This is a genomic window from Citrobacter sp. Ce006 (assembly GCF_030336535.1).
GTDB lineage: Bacteria > Pseudomonadota > Gammaproteobacteria > Enterobacterales > Enterobacteriaceae > Citrobacter > Citrobacter europaeus.
Map to the genome: position 1 here is coordinate 122,435 of NZ_JAOWDO010000073.1, position 15,824 is coordinate 138,258.

The 15,824-nt window shown below is 56.0% G+C and carries 12 protein-coding genes and 1 pseudogene; 7 read left to right on the forward strand and 6 right to left on the reverse strand.

Going from position 1 to position 15,824, the window contains the following annotated elements; genetic code table 11:
* Positions 1-7: 7 nt before the first annotated feature.
* Genes OGV94_RS19300 through OGV94_RS19325 form a run of 6 tightly spaced genes read right to left on the reverse strand, consistent with a single transcriptional unit; the run spans position 8 to position 7,396 of the window.
* Positions 8-400, reverse strand: coding sequence for a DUF4280 domain-containing protein (locus tag OGV94_RS19300; protein WP_087051765.1), 393 nt, complete (start codon positions 398-400; stop codon positions 8-10).
* Positions 397-1,323, reverse strand: a complete 927-nt coding sequence (locus tag OGV94_RS19305; RefSeq protein ID WP_231130629.1) for a type VI secretion system protein TssA — start codon at positions 1,321-1,323, stop codon at positions 397-399. Before OGV94_RS19305 ends, OGV94_RS19300 begins: the two co-directional genes overlap by 4 nt.
* Positions 1,320-4,859: a type VI secretion system protein gene (locus OGV94_RS19310; RefSeq protein ID WP_286524017.1), complete on the reverse strand. Its 3,540-nt coding sequence runs from the start codon at positions 4,857-4,859 to the stop codon at positions 1,320-1,322. The genes OGV94_RS19305 and OGV94_RS19310 overlap by 4 nt, the downstream gene beginning before the upstream one ends.
* Entirely contained in the window at positions 4,856-5,605 is a 750-nt protein-coding gene (locus OGV94_RS19315; protein WP_080625802.1) for a DotU family type IV/VI secretion system protein, read from the reverse strand. The genes OGV94_RS19310 and OGV94_RS19315 overlap by 4 nt, the downstream gene beginning before the upstream one ends.
* The gene (gene tssK / locus OGV94_RS19320) at positions 5,586-6,923 is read right to left on the reverse strand and encodes a type VI secretion system baseplate subunit TssK (RefSeq protein ID WP_080625801.1); all 1,338 of its coding nucleotides are present in this window, start codon (positions 6,921-6,923) and stop codon (positions 5,586-5,588) included. Before tssK ends, OGV94_RS19315 begins: the two co-directional genes overlap by 20 nt.
* A 14-nt stretch (positions 6,924-6,937) precedes the next feature.
* A complete protein-coding gene (locus OGV94_RS19325; RefSeq protein WP_080625800.1) occupies positions 6,938-7,396 on the reverse strand; it encodes a T6SS protein Cts2N in 459 nt (152 codons plus the stop codon).
* Between the two features lie 299 nt (positions 7,397-7,695).
* Between OGV94_RS19325 and tssB the strand changes: the two genes are divergently transcribed.
* From tssB to tssH, 7 genes and pseudogenes are all read left to right on the forward strand, one after another.
* Positions 7,696-8,283, forward strand: coding sequence for a type VI secretion system contractile sheath small subunit (gene tssB, locus OGV94_RS19330; RefSeq protein WP_231125750.1), 588 nt, complete (start codon positions 7,696-7,698; stop codon positions 8,281-8,283).
* 18 nt (positions 8,284-8,301) lie between these two features.
* Positions 8,302-9,783: a type VI secretion system contractile sheath large subunit gene (tssC, locus tag OGV94_RS19335; RefSeq protein ID WP_051642785.1), complete on the forward strand. Its 1,482-nt coding sequence runs from the start codon at positions 8,302-8,304 to the stop codon at positions 9,781-9,783.
* A 19-nt stretch (positions 9,784-9,802) separates the two neighbouring features.
* Positions 9,803-10,288, forward strand: a complete 486-nt coding sequence (locus OGV94_RS19340; RefSeq protein ID WP_043018228.1) for an Hcp family type VI secretion system effector — start codon at positions 9,803-9,805, stop codon at positions 10,286-10,288.
* Positions 10,288-10,667, forward strand: a pseudogene (tssE, locus tag OGV94_RS19345) (type VI secretion system baseplate subunit TssE). The gene OGV94_RS19340 and the pseudogene tssE overlap by 1 nt, the downstream one beginning before the upstream one ends.
* 20 nt (positions 10,668-10,687) lie before the next feature.
* Positions 10,688-12,409: a type VI secretion system baseplate subunit TssF gene (gene tssF / locus OGV94_RS19350; protein WP_080625798.1), complete on the forward strand. Its 1,722-nt coding sequence runs from the start codon at positions 10,688-10,690 to the stop codon at positions 12,407-12,409.
* Entirely contained in the window at positions 12,373-13,320 is a 948-nt protein-coding gene (locus OGV94_RS19355; protein WP_172862617.1) for a type VI secretion system baseplate subunit TssG, read from the forward strand. Before tssF ends, OGV94_RS19355 begins: the two co-directional genes overlap by 37 nt.
* Positions 13,311-15,815: a type VI secretion system ATPase TssH gene (gene tssH / locus OGV94_RS19360; protein WP_220771607.1), complete on the forward strand. Its 2,505-nt coding sequence runs from the start codon at positions 13,311-13,313 to the stop codon at positions 15,813-15,815. Before OGV94_RS19355 ends, tssH begins: the two co-directional genes overlap by 10 nt.
* Positions 15,816-15,824 lie beyond the last annotated feature (9 nt).

The window sequence follows — 15,824 nt, forward strand, 5'->3', positions numbered from 1 at the left end:
CATAACATCACGCCACAACAGTCGTTAGCTGCCCAGGAAAGCTAATCTGGATCACGCCGCCCCACATGCAGATCAACTGCGACTGAGCGGTGAGAGCGGGCATATTTCCCACCAATACTGTGGGTGATCCCGGCATCCAGGGGGCTGGTGTGGCGGGGATGCACGGCATTGGCGTCAGCATGCCGAGCGCTGCGGCGGTTGCGGCTGCAACGGTCGGGTTGGCGAGGCTGTTGCACATGCCGAACGGCATAATGTTCACCAACGGTTTGTTATCCATAATATTCGCCATCGGCATGTTTCCGACGATTGTTCGGCTGGTGGGCAGCACGTTCAACGTACCTGGCGCGATGCCAAAGGAACACTGAAGCAATGCGCCGGTACAAACTCCGGGACAGCTCATGGTAGTACCCCCAATTGCCGCCACAGTCGGCGAGCGGATTCGTCGCTGGTGATCAGTTCATTGAGTAGTTCCGGCAGTGGCGTGTGCCCCCAGGCATAGGCGCGATACAGTAAATAGGGTACCGGGCTATGCGGTTCGGTGCGCGCCAGGTAATCTGCGACCTGTTTAATCATCAGATATGCCTCTTCCCGATGGGCAAATGTGGCGTTATAGCTGAGTGTTGGGGAGCTTTCCTCGCTGACAGATTGCGGCTGCACCGGCAATACGCTGCCTCCTAACGCCTGCAGGCCGGTTTTGATCTTTTGTTCCAGTGCATTAAATGAAGGTGCAGATGCTGCAGGCCAGTTCTGACAGACGGCATTGAGACGTGTGAGCCACGCCATGCTGGATGTCAGGGATTTTATGGTGGACTCGTCTGCGCCTGGCAGCGGAACATCAGAAAATTTTCCCTGCTGCCACTGGGTCAGTGAGACGGTTTCCCCATGAGCGATAAACAGCGGGGCTTCAGCGACCAGAGTGGCGTAGTGTTGCGCCATCCAACTGAGCGGTGCGGCGCGATAGTCATAGTCACCTTCTTTAATTTGGGGATGCAATTCCTCGGGATAATGCTCCAGCGCCAGAGTCACTAATGCCAGCGCATCGGGCAGGGCCGCTAAGCCGCGAGCTCTCATCCATGCTTCGCCCAACCAGCTCATAATGACCAGGTCTTTGCTGAGCGTTTTCGTCAGCACGGTGGCGATTTTGGCGACTTCATCCCAGTCGGCACGGCGCGGCGTACTTTGCCAGACGCCGGTGGGCAGCGTTTCGTCATCCTGCTGGCGGGCGGCAACCAACTGGTCGAATTCTGGTGAATAACGGATAGAGTCCCCGCACGGATTATCCGCCTGAATGGGGGCCAGTAATGCCTGAATATGTTCCATCATTTTCCTCCTGATAATCCCTGCTCGGTGAGCGGTATCCATGGTAGCGGCGCTTTGTTTTGGACATCTAACAATGTGACCTGCCAAAATACCGTCGACTGCAATGGCTTCTGACCATCGCCTACGGGGAGCGAAAAGCGCAGCGGTAGCGGTTGCGTCAACGCGCCACCGACGCGTTGTTGTTCAATCATCCTGAGCAGCGACCACGCTCCCTGCCAGCGCCAACGCCCAGTATCACCGCTTACCGTTACGCCTGTCTGTGACAGGCCTGGCATTGGACGCCAGGCGGAATTGGCTGCCCAGCGCAGGCTAAAGTTCAGGTTATCGCCGCTGCGCCAGTGCAGGTCAGTTGAGCCGTCGGGGTAGCTGATCGATTGTTGATTGCCGATGAGTCGCCAGTCGGCAATCTGATCCGCGCCAGCCTCATGGTTGCGTGAGGTGCGCCAGATAACCCGTAACGTCACGCCTTCAGGGCTGACCAACGCCGAAAGTAACGGTTGTGCTGCTGCCAGTTGCTGAATCAGTGGCGGCTGTTCGGATAGCGTTTCGGCGGGGAGTTGCGTGAGCAAAACGGCCAGTTCGCGCACCCGATCGACATCAGCATCCGGCGCGTTTGGCACGGCGGTAAAGGGGAAGCGCCCTGCAAGCCAGGTGTTGTACAGATTGAAGATCTTCTGTACCGCGCCGATGCTGGCCTGTTGGCGTAACTGCTGGCATTTTTGCAATGATGCGTTTACCAGCGCGTTGAGCGATTGACCGTAAAAATCGTTACTGCCCGCGCTGCGAAACTGCGCCAATTCACTCTGGCAGTTCTGTGCGGAGAGCGTCGGCAGCGCGGCGGCAAGGGTCGCCATCTGCATCGGCGGACTGCCAGGATCCTGTTGTTGCAGTCGTTGCATGGCCGCCAGTGAACTACTCCAGCGAACGATAAGCTGGTTATCCATTGCCGTTAGCCATGGGCGCTGCTTGTCGAGCCAGTCAATATCCTGCTGATAGCGGACCAGGACGCCAGAGATTTGCTCTGCTTGTGCGCTAGCCCACCCGGCAATTTTCTGCCCGCTAGCCTGAGCCTGTTCTGTGGTAGCGTAATTGACCGCCGGAGGGTTAATCGACGGAAGTAACGCGCCGCCGTCCTGACGTACCCGGCTAATCACCTGGGCTGCGGTTTGTTGGCGCAATGCTATAGCAAGCTGAGGACGATTGAGCTGGTTGAAAGCCTCAATGATCTGATCCGCGCTGGTGGTGCTGACATTGCTGTTGTCTGGGGTTCCGGCTGTCCCTGCGTATAGCGCCTGACGGATGGCGTTTTCCACCGCCTGTCGCGCCAGCATGGTGATTTTGGGTCGCCAGATGCTGTCTGGAAGCTGCTGTGTAAAGCGCTCAAATCCGCCATACAGCGCCTGCGCCTGCTGGAGTTGCAGATTGCCAGGATAACCAACAGGGTCCCCGGTGGGCTGACTTGCTCCCTGCTGCCAGAAGGGTTGGTTAAGTAAATCACGCAAGCTTTTTTGTAATGCCAGAAGATCCGGCGATACGCTGAATTGCCCTTCCGCGGATTGCTCGGTTAGTGAGGAGAAGTGCAGCCTGGAGCCATCAACCTGTGCCAGAAAGCGTTGGCGAAGTAGGGTTTCGTGGCGAAGCAGTTCCTGAACCACGCCGTTGTCGATAAGCCTAAGGGTCCGTGCCTGCGTGAGCAGCTCATCCAGTGGCAGTCTGATTGGCGAATTTGTTGCGTCACGACTCAGGTTATTGATGGTTGTCAGCGTTGCCTGTAAGCGGCTGACCTGGCGGATAAGCGAGCGGACGAACAACGGGGTAACCCCTGAGCCGTTGCCAAATAGCGCCAGCAGTTGTTCGAGTTGCTCTTCGTTGTTATCCAGGCTGGTATTGCCATAGTTTTGCTCCAGCCAGCGCATGGTTTCGTGAGAAAAAAGTACGCTGTTGCGCTGAGTCAACTCGCTGGCGTCGGGTAATTTCAGTCGCGAGAGATTGAGCGTGGCAAACATTTCGTTGAGCTTTTCCTGCGAGGGCAAAGAGTCGGTGTCAACGGTCACGCCCCAAACGCTGGCGCTGACGTTTGCCAACGTCTGCACAGTGGGTTGCTTCATCTGCATCAATTGCAGCAACGGCAAATAGCGCGACTCCATTTGTTTTGCCTGAGTGAGCAAGTGCTGAATTTGCCGGTAACGCTCTTCGGGTAGCAGATCGTCCTGCTCAAAGCCCCTTTCATGTTGATTTTGCAGGCAGATACTGTTGGTGGCGGGCACCAGCAGGCTAACCAGGGTAACGTTGCTAAACGTCTCGCGCAATTTTGTATCGGTACGGCTGAACAGCGAGCCGGGCCAGACGATGGAACGAAACTGCCACTGTGGAATGCCGTTGAGAACCCGCCAGTACAGCGTGGTGGAACGCTCACCCGTGATATCGGCTCGGACGGCTGTGGCGAGGACCTGCAGACGATCGTGCAATAGTACGGCGTTGGTGTGCTGGTATCGCCAGCTCCAGGTCATGGCGGCAAGCCAGAGAACGCAAAGGCAGCTATAGCAGGCGAGGGTTATGAAATGGCGGCGCAGGTTCAGGCGCAGCAGGCGGCGAACCGGAAGCGCGAGACCGCGCTCAGCGGTAATTTTCCCGCTCAGCAGCGACTGACAAAACTGCATCTGCGGTTTGCCCTCCGCCATCGTTCGTGCAACAAACCAGATCCCGCGCAGCTGCGGCGGCTCATCGCGGGCATGACTGTTAAACAGGCCGTCAAAAGCGTCATGCAACGGTGCGGCAAGCGGCGGGAAGTTTTCTGGCAGGCGGAATAATTGCTCCGGCGTGTTGCCTCGCAGCGCGCCAAGCTCGGTTATGGACATCCGCAGCGAAGTACGGGTATTGTCCAGGGCATTGTCGATCCACTGCGGTTTCCAGATGGCTTCTCTGGCGACCGGAATCGTGCTGCCAACAGGACTGCGGCGAGCATCCTCTGGCAATAGCTCCAGTAAAGAGGTGGTGCCTTCCAGTGATTCCATGCCGCTGATGATCAGGTAAATTGGCAGACTCAGTCCGCACACCTGCTGCAACTGCTGACAGTTATGCAACAAGCTGGCGCGGACGGTATCATCGTCGTACAGCGTCTCTAATGAAAGGGTGATAATCAGTGCGTCCAGCGGTCGCTGTGGGCGGCTTTTCACCAGTGCAGACAGCGTCTTCTGCCAGTCGTTCTGGCGAATTAGCCGCTTTTTGCCAACGGTTTGTAGCGTTTTCGGCAGGCACAGAAGGCTGCACTGAGGATTAAACCACCATTGCCCGAACCAGTATTCCTGGCCGTCGGTGAGTGACCAACTGCGGCAAAGCAGACGATTATCCTCTTCATCGCCAAGCATCAGGATTCGCATACTGTCGTAAGGATCCTGGCCTGTGCAGGCTCGCTGGATCTCCTTTTGCGCACGGTTGAACGTATCGTTTCGGTATTCCCACTGCCACCAGACGCACCAGAGAGTAATCGCCAATAGCACCAGCATAATAATCAGTAGCGTAAGCCAGGGTTGCGTCACTTATCATCTCCCTGGCAAGACTGGGTTACCGGAAAATCTGGCAGCGTATTTACGCCAATGGCATCTTCAATACTCAGCCACAATCGCTGACTCAGCAGCAATAGCGCCAACAGTATGACGAGGGCGATAAGATGCATGCGCGAATTGTCTGGCAGGCGGCGATGCGCCGGAAGCTGTAAAGGGGTGCCCAGCGCGGTCGATTCCATACGTTCGGCTATATCGCTGAGCTGAGCGTCACGCTGAAAGGCAAAATGCCACAGCAGGCGGCAGGTTTCCTGATGATTCTGCAGATTAAAATCGCTACGTCGGGAACCAAACCCCAGCGTCAGGCAGCGCAAATACAGCGCGGCTAAATCTCGTTTACCTGGGCTACGTTCATTGAGCAGGGCGGTGATCTTGCGGGGGATCTGATCCCCTGCGCTATGGGTTTGCCACAGATGATACTCCAGTGGGCAGGACTGCCACAGGGAGAGCGCGGGCCAGTCGCCGTAGAGTACGGACTCATCAATCAGCGCGACCAGGGCATAAACGGCAGCGTCAATCTGCTGCTGAAAGGGCGAACCCAGTTCGCGGGTCAGACGTCGGTTGTACTCTTCTACCACCTGACTGGCATATACAACGGCCTGATTATGCAGCTCATCTGGCGGTAGCGGAGTGCTTTTCCAGCGTTCGAACTGCGCCAGCCAGCGGGTGTAAATCTCATCAAACAGACGGCTGGCAGGCATATCAGGATGCGCGGGCGTCATGGCTTACCTCCTGACGGTAGAGCATGATCTGCTGCGGCATATCCTCTGTTTCATGCAATGGGGCAATAACCAGCGGCGTCCCTTTTTCGAACCACTGGAGGGTAAGGGTGAGGGTAAACAGGGCCACATTGCCGTCGATTTCCCAGTCACTGCGCTGCTCTGCAGCCAGCGGCGAGAACGTCATTCCGTGCATCCGCTGACGACGCAGGACGGGTACAAAGGGATGGCTGGTGATAAGGCTCATTTGTAACCATTTTTCTGCTTTGGCGGCGTTGCCTCCGGGCATCAGCAGACCTATCACCACCTGCTCTCCTGCGTGGAGATCCGGCGGAAGTTGCAGTGAAAAAGCGTTATCCAGTTTGCTGAAATTTAGCCGCTGATAGCGGCGATGAATATGCGCCAACTGGTTTTTCAGTACGGTGAAAAGAGATGCAAATGCGGGCAGCATGTTCTGATAATCAAAAGCTGGCAGCAGGGGCAGTGTTTTATCCTGAGTCAGTATTGCCGTTTGCCCGATAAAGAGACTCAGCGCGCGGTAAAGATCCTGTGGGTGCGGCCGCCCGCTGCTAATCAAGCTTTCCACCAGCGGCAATGCGCCCTGGATACTCTGCAGCGACAGCGTAAGCCATAGCCAGTCGTTGGTACGCTGCCCGTGTTGCGCCAACTGCATTTCCCGGCTCAGAAATAGAATTTTTTCTCTTGCCTGCAGGCAGAGTTGTCGGGTTTGGCGCGCCAGGTAACTCTCTTCGTTGACGGTGGGAGAGGGGGGAAACCACTCGCTCTGACGAAATCCGCCTTCGCTATACACAACCTGCAGCAGCGGCAGACAGACGAAATCGGCGCGATCGTGCTGGCAAACCAGACGCGGTTCGGGCTGCCATTGCGAAATGCTCTCGGGAAATTCACCGCTACTCAGGTCAGGCAGCGGGGGGCTGTTGACTGATCGACAGCGGCTATTCATCAACTGCCACTGTCCGGCACGGTTTAGCGGCGGCAGCGCCAGCCAGAGGATATGCTCACTGTCCGGCGCGGCAGGCAGCAAACGGGCGCAGTCAAACTCCAGTGATAAATCGTCGCTAATGTCATAATTGACCGGCGTGCCGTCGGGCATAATTGCTTTCAGGCGCAAAATACGTAGCGTGCCTGCACACAGCGCCGCTTCGTCAATCTGTAGCCGGTTGACGCCCCAAAACCACGGATTAGCGCACCCGGTGAGCGCTGCGCAAAGCGTTTCATTGCGCAATGCCTGCAACTGGAAATGTTGAGGTAGCATTGCCATCCCTTCATACCAGCAAACCATTGCCGGAATTGTGCTCATAGTACTTTCCTTGTTCAGGGGGCCAGGACTGCTTCATCCGTCATTAGCAGCAGATGCAATGAATCTGCTTTATCCAGTCTTAAGCGGTGTTCTCCTGCGCTGCTGTAGCGGGCAAACAGCAGAATTGCTTCTGCCTTAACGCCCTGCAGAGGGGAGCTTTTGGTCACAAAACGCGAATTCGGCACCAGCTCCAGCGACCAAACGTGCAGCCCGTCAGGGCTATCGCGCAGCAGTTGTGATTTGGCGTTAAACCATTGTGTTGCACTAAGCGTTTGTACGGTTGGCAGCAACGCGTTATCGGCAACCGCGACAATATCCACTGCGACTGGTGTGTTATCGTTTGCATCTGCTACGGTTTCAATAACCACATCATTAAATGCCACACGGTTTTGCCACAATGAACAGCCGCTACTCAGTAAAATTAAAATACTGAATAATATTATGATGGCTGGATGGCGTAGGCCGTTTGTCATATAAAATCCTTTTATATCTTCCTTAAGAAGGTAATTAATAGCAACGGTTCTGTTTTTGACTTAAATCATTATTGGACGAATCTGAAGTAATAAAATTCGTTAACATTTAAATATTCATGTGATTTATATTTCAAGTGTAAAGTATTATTTTTAATTAACTTTTGGTGTAACTTATTGATTTTTATTGGTTGATTTTTGGTTAATTGATTTTTATCAAATGTTTTATTTTTGTGTAAAAAACAAAAAATTAAGTTGATATTTATTTTTTGTTGTGTTTTTTATATTGCAGGTAGTTATTCATGAATATCACTTTTCGAATAATGGTGCGGCAAATATCGTACCAGGGATACTATTGCAATAAAAAAGGATTAAATATGGCCGAGAGCATACAGCATAAACTCAACCGTATTAGGCCGCCGCGCGTACAAATAACATATGATGTGGAAACGGGTGGGGCGATTGAGAAAAAAGAACTTCCCTTAGTTGTTGGTATTCTGGCTGATTTATCCGGGCATCCAGCATCCCCACCCGCTAAATTACGTGAGCGGCGATTCGTCGAAATCGATCGTGATAATTTCGATGATGTGCTTTCCTCCATCTCACCTCGTCTGGCGGTTCAGGTAGAAAATCGTCTGGCTAATGATGGCAGCAAATTGAACGTTGAGCTGCGCTTTAACGAGTTCGACGACTTTTCGCCGCTCAATATTATCAATCAGGTTAAACCCCTCCAGCGTCTTTTCCTCGCCCGCCAACGCTTGCGCGACCTCCTCACCAAACTGGATGGTAACGACGATTTGGATGCGTTGTTACAGCAGGTGGTAAACGATAACGCAGAACTTCAGGCGTTAAGACCTGCTGCTGAAGAAAAAGCAGCTGAAAACGCGTAACGGAAAAGGAGAAGAGCAATGGAGAATGTGCAAGAACAAACTGAAACGGGTGGACAGACCGTTACGCTGAGCGTACTGGACCGCATTATTCAGGAAGGACGGATGGCTCGTGATGAGCTGCAACAAACCTATGCGCGGGACATGCTGGAAGAGCTGGCGACGCAAATCCTCGATGAAGGAATGGCGATCGGAAGCGACACTGTGGCGATGATCAACCACCGTATTGCTCAGATCGATGAGCTTATCAGCGCCCAGTTGAATGAGGTGTTGCATCATCCGGATACCCAGAAGCTGGAGTCTTCCTGGCGCGGGTTGCATCAGTTTGTAATGAACACTGAAACCAGTACGCGATTGAAGTTACGACTGCTGAATGTCTCGCGCAAAGAGTTGCAGGACGATCTGGAAAAAGCGGTTGAGTTCGATCAGAGCACGCTGTTCAAAAAGCTGTACGAAGATGAGTACGGCACCTTTGGCGGTAACCCTTACAGCGTGCTGGTGGGGGATTTTGAGTTCGGCCGTCATCCGCAGGACGTGGCGCTACTGGAGAAAATATCTCAGGTTGCGGCGGCCGCTCATGCGCCGTTTATTGCCGCTGCCAGCCCGCGCTTGTTTGATATGGGATCGTTCGCTGAGCTGAGCGTGCCACGCGATCTGGCGAAGATCTTCGAAAGCACCGAGATGATCAAATGGCGAGCATTCCGTGAAAGCGACGACTCGCGCTATGTCTCGCTGGTGCTGCCGCACGTTTTACAGCGTCTGCCCTACGGGCCGGATACGGTGCCGGTAGACGGGGTAAACTTTATCGAGGACGTTAACGGCCTGGATGCCAGCAAATACCTGTGGGGGAATGCCGCCTGGGTACTGGCCAACCGCATTACCGAGGCGTTTGCTTTATATGGCTGGTGCGCGGCGATTCGTGGCGCAGAAGGTGGCGGACTGGTGGAAGGCCTCCCGGCGCATACTTTCTCCACGCCATCCGGTGATATCAGTCTGCGCTGTCCGACGGAGGTAGCCATTACCGATCGCCGTGAAAAAGAGTTGAACGATCTTGGGTTCATCGCGCTGTGTCATAAAAAGAATACGAATACCGCCGCGTTTTTTGGCGGGCAAACCACCAACCAGGCAAAAATCTACAACACGCCTGAAGCCAACGCGAATGCGCGGATCTCGGCGATGCTGCCGTACGTCCTTGCCGCCTCCCGCTTTGCGCACTACCTGAAAGTCATTATGCGCGACAAAGTCGGCAGTTTTTTGAGTCGCGAAGATGTTGAGCGATTCCTCAATAACTGGATTGCCAGTTACGTGCTACTCAGCGACACAGCACCGCAGGAAATCAAGGCGCAATATCCGTTGCGCGAAGCACGGATAGACGTACTGGATGTTCCCGGCAAACCTGGTGTCTATCGCGCGGTGGTATTCCTGCGCCCTCATTTCCAACTGGAAGAATTGACCACATCTATCCGCCTGGTGGCGGAATTGCCACCGCCTGTATCGGCTTAATTACATAAGGGAAGATTCTATGGATGCTATTTTTTTAAAGATTGATCCGATCAAAGGTGACAGCAACGTTGATGGATATGTAGACCAAATTGAAATTATGTCCTTCAGCCATAATGTTGCGATGCAGGTTACTAATGATGTGAGTAACACCAACCGTACGTCTGGTCGGGCGCATGTGGGGGAGATGTCACTGACCAAATTTGTCGATATTTCCACTCCTGAACTTAATCTTTACTGTTGTTCCGGGAAAATGATTACGCAGGCTGTTTTAACGCTATGTCGCAATGATGGCGATTCGGTGCTGCCGTTTATTGTCTATACCCTCGACAACGTATTGATTTCACATATCAGCGTCAGCGGCGGCTCGGGCGGTAAACCTGTTGAAACGCTATCCCTAAACTTCAGCAAAATTAAATGGGAATTGAAGGCCCAAAAATTAGAAGGGGCGGAGAAAGGTGCGGCGGCGTCGACCTGGGATATGGCGATGAATAAAAATGGTGGTTGATGATGAAATCATCCATCCCGGTTGCATTGTTCGACAGACTGATGGATGAAGGTGTTACGCCGCGCGAGTCGGTGTGCCGGGAGCTGAGGCGATTGTTCAACTCCCGCGCTCCTGCGGATGATGACGCGTTGCCGCTGCTGCTTGCCTGGGGCGTCCCGGAATGGCATGGACTGAACGCGGGCGATGAACGAGTGCTTAGCTGGTATTGTCGCCGCTACGCGCAGCCATTTTACGCAACGAGCCGCGGATCCAGGCGCTAACTATCAGTGTGAAGGATGCGCATCATCAGACGCTGGCGCTACGCATTGAAGCGATGCTGTGGAACGATGACGACCCGTTGACGCTGAGTCTGGCGTATCAAAACGGCAGTTGGCAATAACCCGCGAAAGGGGGAGATCAATGGACGATCGATTGCTGGAAAATTATCTGCAGGAATTGCGATGGTTGCGAAAAGCCAGCGGGGAGTTCGCCCATCGGCACCCGCACGTAGCCTCTCGTCTGCGGCTGAGCGAATTTGATTGCCCGGATCCGCATGTTGAACGGCTTTTAGAAGGCTTCGCTCTGCAAAGCGCCAGACTGCATCAGCGCCTTGACGACGGCTTCGGCGAGCTGTGCGAATCGCTACTGGAGCAGCTTTCTCCCCATGCAATACGACCGTTTCCTTCCTCTGCTACCGCCAGTTTTACTGCGGATCCGCTGGCAGGCGATTTGAGTCGGGGTTACGCCCTTCCAGCCGGAACGCCGCTTTACGCGCTAACGGAAAGCGGCGAGACGGTCTGGTGGCGTACCGCGCTGGCGCAAACGCTGTGGCCTATTGAGATTGAAGATGTTAGCTGGTGTGATGCGGCCCAGGCCCGGCAGTTAACCGGGCTGATGCGGGCGCGCGGCGCGTTGCGGATTCAGCTACGTTGCCTGCCGCCACATCAGTTTTCAACGTTGGCGGTAACACAGTTGCGCATTCATCTCAGCGGCTCGCCGCAAATCAACGCCACGCTGTTTGATTTGTTGTACGCCCATGTCATCGGGCCGCTGCGCCCACATCCTATTGGCCTGCTGAATGCCGAAAAGATTTTGCCCTGCGAACCGGGCGTAGAGTCCAGCGTGCTGGCGCTCAGTGCCTGGATGAACTGTCCGCAGGCGCTGATGTATTTTGATTTGCCGCTGCCGCCGACGAAGGATGGCGATGGCATGACCTTGTGCATTCCTTTCGATCGCGCTCCGCCGGGGTCACAGCATATTCACTCGGGTGATATTCGTCTGGGCTGTGTGCCAATCGTTAACCTTTTCACCCGGACCTCTGAGCCACTGAGCGCCGGGCATACCCGCAGCGAGCATCGGCTGGTGGCCGATCATCACGATCACCATGTACAGATCTACCGTGTACAGACGCTGTGGATGAGCCGCCGTGAGGAGGCCTGGTGCGTGCCTGCATATTACTCGGCCCGCGGGCATAGCGAGTCCCGCTGGTTCTGGCATGCGCGGCGCAACCCCCAGCAGGGCAATGCGCTGTGGTTAACCCTGGTGGACAGCCGCTTCGACCCGTTTGCTCCGGACGAAGAGACAAGCCTGACGGCGACGCTCTGGTGCAGTAACGGTGAGAAGGCTGCACAGCTTTGTGCGGGAACGCCTCTGACCTTTGAAGTCCCTGGTCCGGTCGCGCAGGTGCATTTATTGGGAACGCCGACCACGCCTTCTGCGTCCGCCTTGCAGCGAGATGCGCGTTGGAAACTGCTTTCTTCGCTGGCGCTCAATCACCTTTCATTGACCGAGGGAGAGAGGGCTCTGGACTCGCTCAAAGAGCTGCTGGCGCTGTATGCCCCTTCCTCTGCGTCACCCGCCGTCTGGCAACAGATAAATGGCATCCGCGAGATGTGTTGCCAGCGGGTTAGCGAGCACCGCGGAGGCGATGCCTGGCGCGGCTGGCATAACGGTATTCGGCTGACGCTGACCCTCGACCCACAGGCATTTACGGGCAACAGTCGGCTGTTGTTTGCGGGGATTGTCGCCCGTTTTCTGGCGCGTAACGCGACCGCTAACTGCTTTGTACGTACGGTATTGCTGGATGAAGGGGAGGAGCTGTCGCTATGGACAGACGTCGAACAGACCGCGCTGATAGCGTAATGGCGCAACTTAAGGGCGAGCCGTGGCGCTTTTCGCTGGAGCAGTGCCTCAGGATTTTACAGGCGAGCGGTGACACGCCCGAGCTGTGGGGTGAGCTGGGGCTGGCGTTTGCGCCTGCGGAACTTGGCGCGCTGAACAACGACGTTCTCCAGGTGCGTAGCCTCGGGCCGGGAGGTGCGGATGGCGTACTGCCCTACGGCTGGCTGGAATGGCTGCAGCAGGCGACGCAGGATAAAAACAGCGCACCGCAGGATTTTATCTTTATGTTTCAACAGCGTTTTATTCAGCATCACTCCCGAAGCCTGAGCCTGTATCGGCTGGCTACGCCCTACGCGCGCCAGGATAACGCGCCGGGGCAGTCGGTGATGCGGGCACTGTGTGGTTTCAGGCTTGATGCCATGGAAAAGCATGAGTCTGCACAGGTGCAGAGCCTGCTGATGCAATGCGGCAGCCTGACGAATCGCAGGCGTTCTGTGGCTGGATTTGTGGCGCTGGTCGAGGCCGTACTGAACGTCACCGTGCATGTCGAAGAGTTTGTCGGCCGCTGGCAGCCTTTGCCGCAGGCATCCATAAGCCGGACGGGATGTCGGCTGGGGCGCAACAGCGTCGCCGGGCGACGGATCTGGAATCAGCATGCGGCGCTGCGGGTGCACCTGCATGCTGAAAGCCCCACCCGGTGGCGGGCGTTTTTATCCGATGGGCAAGCCTTTCTTCAGCTCAGCAAACTGGGGCAAATCTGGTTTGGCCCAGGGATAACGCTGCAACTGATGATGCGCGGGACGCTAAATCTTGACCACTGCCTGAGCCGCGATACGCCGCCGCGTTTGGGCTATACCGCTCAACTGGCAGGGCGTAAACCCGCCGTGTTTCACTGCCAACAGCAACTTGAGGAGAACAACGCATGGACTTAAAAGCGCTGGTACAACGACTGAATCCGGTTTGCTTTCGTGCGCTGGAGCAGGCCGCCGAACGCAGCCGGGCGCAGGGACACTGGTTTGTTGAGCCGGAGCATCTGCTGCTGGCATTACTCGATGATGAACACTGTGATCTCGCGTATTGCCTGAGCGGCGCGGCGATTTCCGTCGACACGCTGCGCGAAGAGATCCATAGCGCCCAGGCGCAGTTTAAATCGGGCTGCACGCGGATGCCGGTATTTTCCGTGCAACTGGTGGAATTGCTGGAAGGTGCGGTTTTGTTGGCGGCTTTCCAGCGTTTGTTGAAGGTCCGTTCAGCGTTGTTGCTGCAAGCCTTACTCACCCGAGAACGTCTGCGCGCCCAGCTAGCGCAGGGAATGCCGCTGCTGTTGCAGCTTCCGGCGGGGGTGATGGAAAGCCAGTGGCAGAGCTGGTGTCGTGGCTCCGTTGAAGAATTAAGCGATACGCATACGGGAGAAAACCCGGAGCGTGAAAGCGGCGTGCTGGATCAATACACCCACGATCTGACCCGTGATGCGCGGGAAGGGCTGATCGATCCGATCATCGGGCGCGACGCGGAGATCCGCCAGTGTATCGACATCCTGCTGCGCCGCAGGCAAAACAACCCGATTCTGGTTGGCGCGCCGGGGGTGGGCAAAACCGCCGTCGCCGAAGGGCTGGCGCGACGCATTGCCGAAGGAAGTGTGCCGCCGCCGCTGCGCGATGTCGCTCTGCTGTCGCTGGATCTCGGCCTGTTGCAGGCGGGCGCGGGCGTGAAAGGTGAATTTGAACAGCGGCTGAAAGGGGTGATTGACGCGGTAAAAAAATCCCCGCAACCGATCATTTTATTTATCGACGAAGCCCACACGCTGATTGGCGCGGGCGGCGCCGAGGGCGGCAGCGACGCCGCCAACCTGCTGAAACCGGCGCTGGCGCGTGGGGAACTGCGCACCATCGCCGCGACCACCTGGCAGGAGTACAAAAAATATTTCGAAAAGGATCCGGCGCTGGACCGGCGTTTTCAGCGTATCCAGATCGAGGAACCGGACGAGAACAGCGCGGTGGTGATGCTGCGGGCGGTGGCCGACAAGCTCGAGGCACACCACGGCGTGCAGATCCTCGATACCGCCATCCGCGAGGCGGTGCGTCTGTCGCAGCGCTACATCTCCGGGCGCCAACTGCCGGACAAAGCCATCAGCGTGCTCGACACCGCCTGCGCAAGAGTGGCGCTGGCGCAGCATGATGTGCCGCCCCAGCTTGAGGAGATCCGTCAGCAGCAGGCGGCCATCGAAGAAGAGAGTGAACGCCTCAACCGCGAGTTGCTGGTGGGCGTCGATCATCACGACCGACTGTGTGAACTGGAGGCGCTGGCGGAGAAGTTACGCTTGCAGGCGAGAGAAGTGGAAGGGCGCTGGCAGGATGAGCGTCAGCGGGTCGGCGAACTACTGGCGACCCGCCAGCGGATGCTGGATCTCAGTGCGCGGCTGGACGATGACGAGGAACTGGAGCAAGAGCTGGTGGAGTGTGCGGCGCTGATTGGCAAACTGGAAACCGCCGCTGCCCAACTGCGCGACGAGGTGCCGCTGGTGCCGGATTGTGTCGATCCCGCCACGGTGGCGGCGGTGATCGGCGGCTGGACGGGCATTCCGCTCGGACAGATGCTCACCGACGAAGCCCACGCTCTGCGTACGCTGGTTGAACGGATGAGTGCTCGGGTAATGGGTCAACAGGCAGCGCTGGAGACCATCGCCCAACGCCTGCGCGCCTATCGCAGCGGTCTGACCGATCCGCAAAAGCCGGTCGGCGTGTTCCTGCTGGTGGGGCCAACTGGCGTGGGCAAAACCGAAACCGCGTATGCGCTGGCCGACGCCCTGTACGGCGGCGAGCGCAATCTGATAACCATCAACCTGTCTGAATACCAGGAGGCGCACACCGTCAGCCAGTTGAAAGGCGCGCCGCCGGGCTACGTGGGCTACGGCAGCGGTGGAGCGTTAACCGAAGCCGTGCGCCGTCGCCCCTATTCGGTGGTGCTGCTCGACGAAATCGAAAAGGCGCACCCGGACGTGCTGGAGGCGTTCTATAACGTCTTCGACAAAGGCGTAATGGAAGACGGCACCGGGCTGATTGTCGATTTCAAAAATACGGTGATGCTGGCGACCAGCAACGTGGGGGCGGAATTAATTCTGGATACGCCTGCGGCTGAATTAAACAGCGAGCGGTTTAATGAGGCATTGCGTGAGGAGCTGTTGCGTCATTTCCGTCCGGCGTTTTTGGCAAGAATGACCACGGTGGCCTATCGGGCATTGGATGAGGAGATATTAAAAGGGATTGTGTTGGCGAAACTGGAGAAATTAGCGCAGCGATATTTAGTGGCGACGGGAGAAAAATTAAATATGGAGGATGGATTGGTCGAAAGAGTAATGGAGAAATGTAAGGGAGTGGGGGCCAGGGATGTTGAGAATCTGGTGGTTGGGGAAGTGATGGGGAATTAATGAATTATT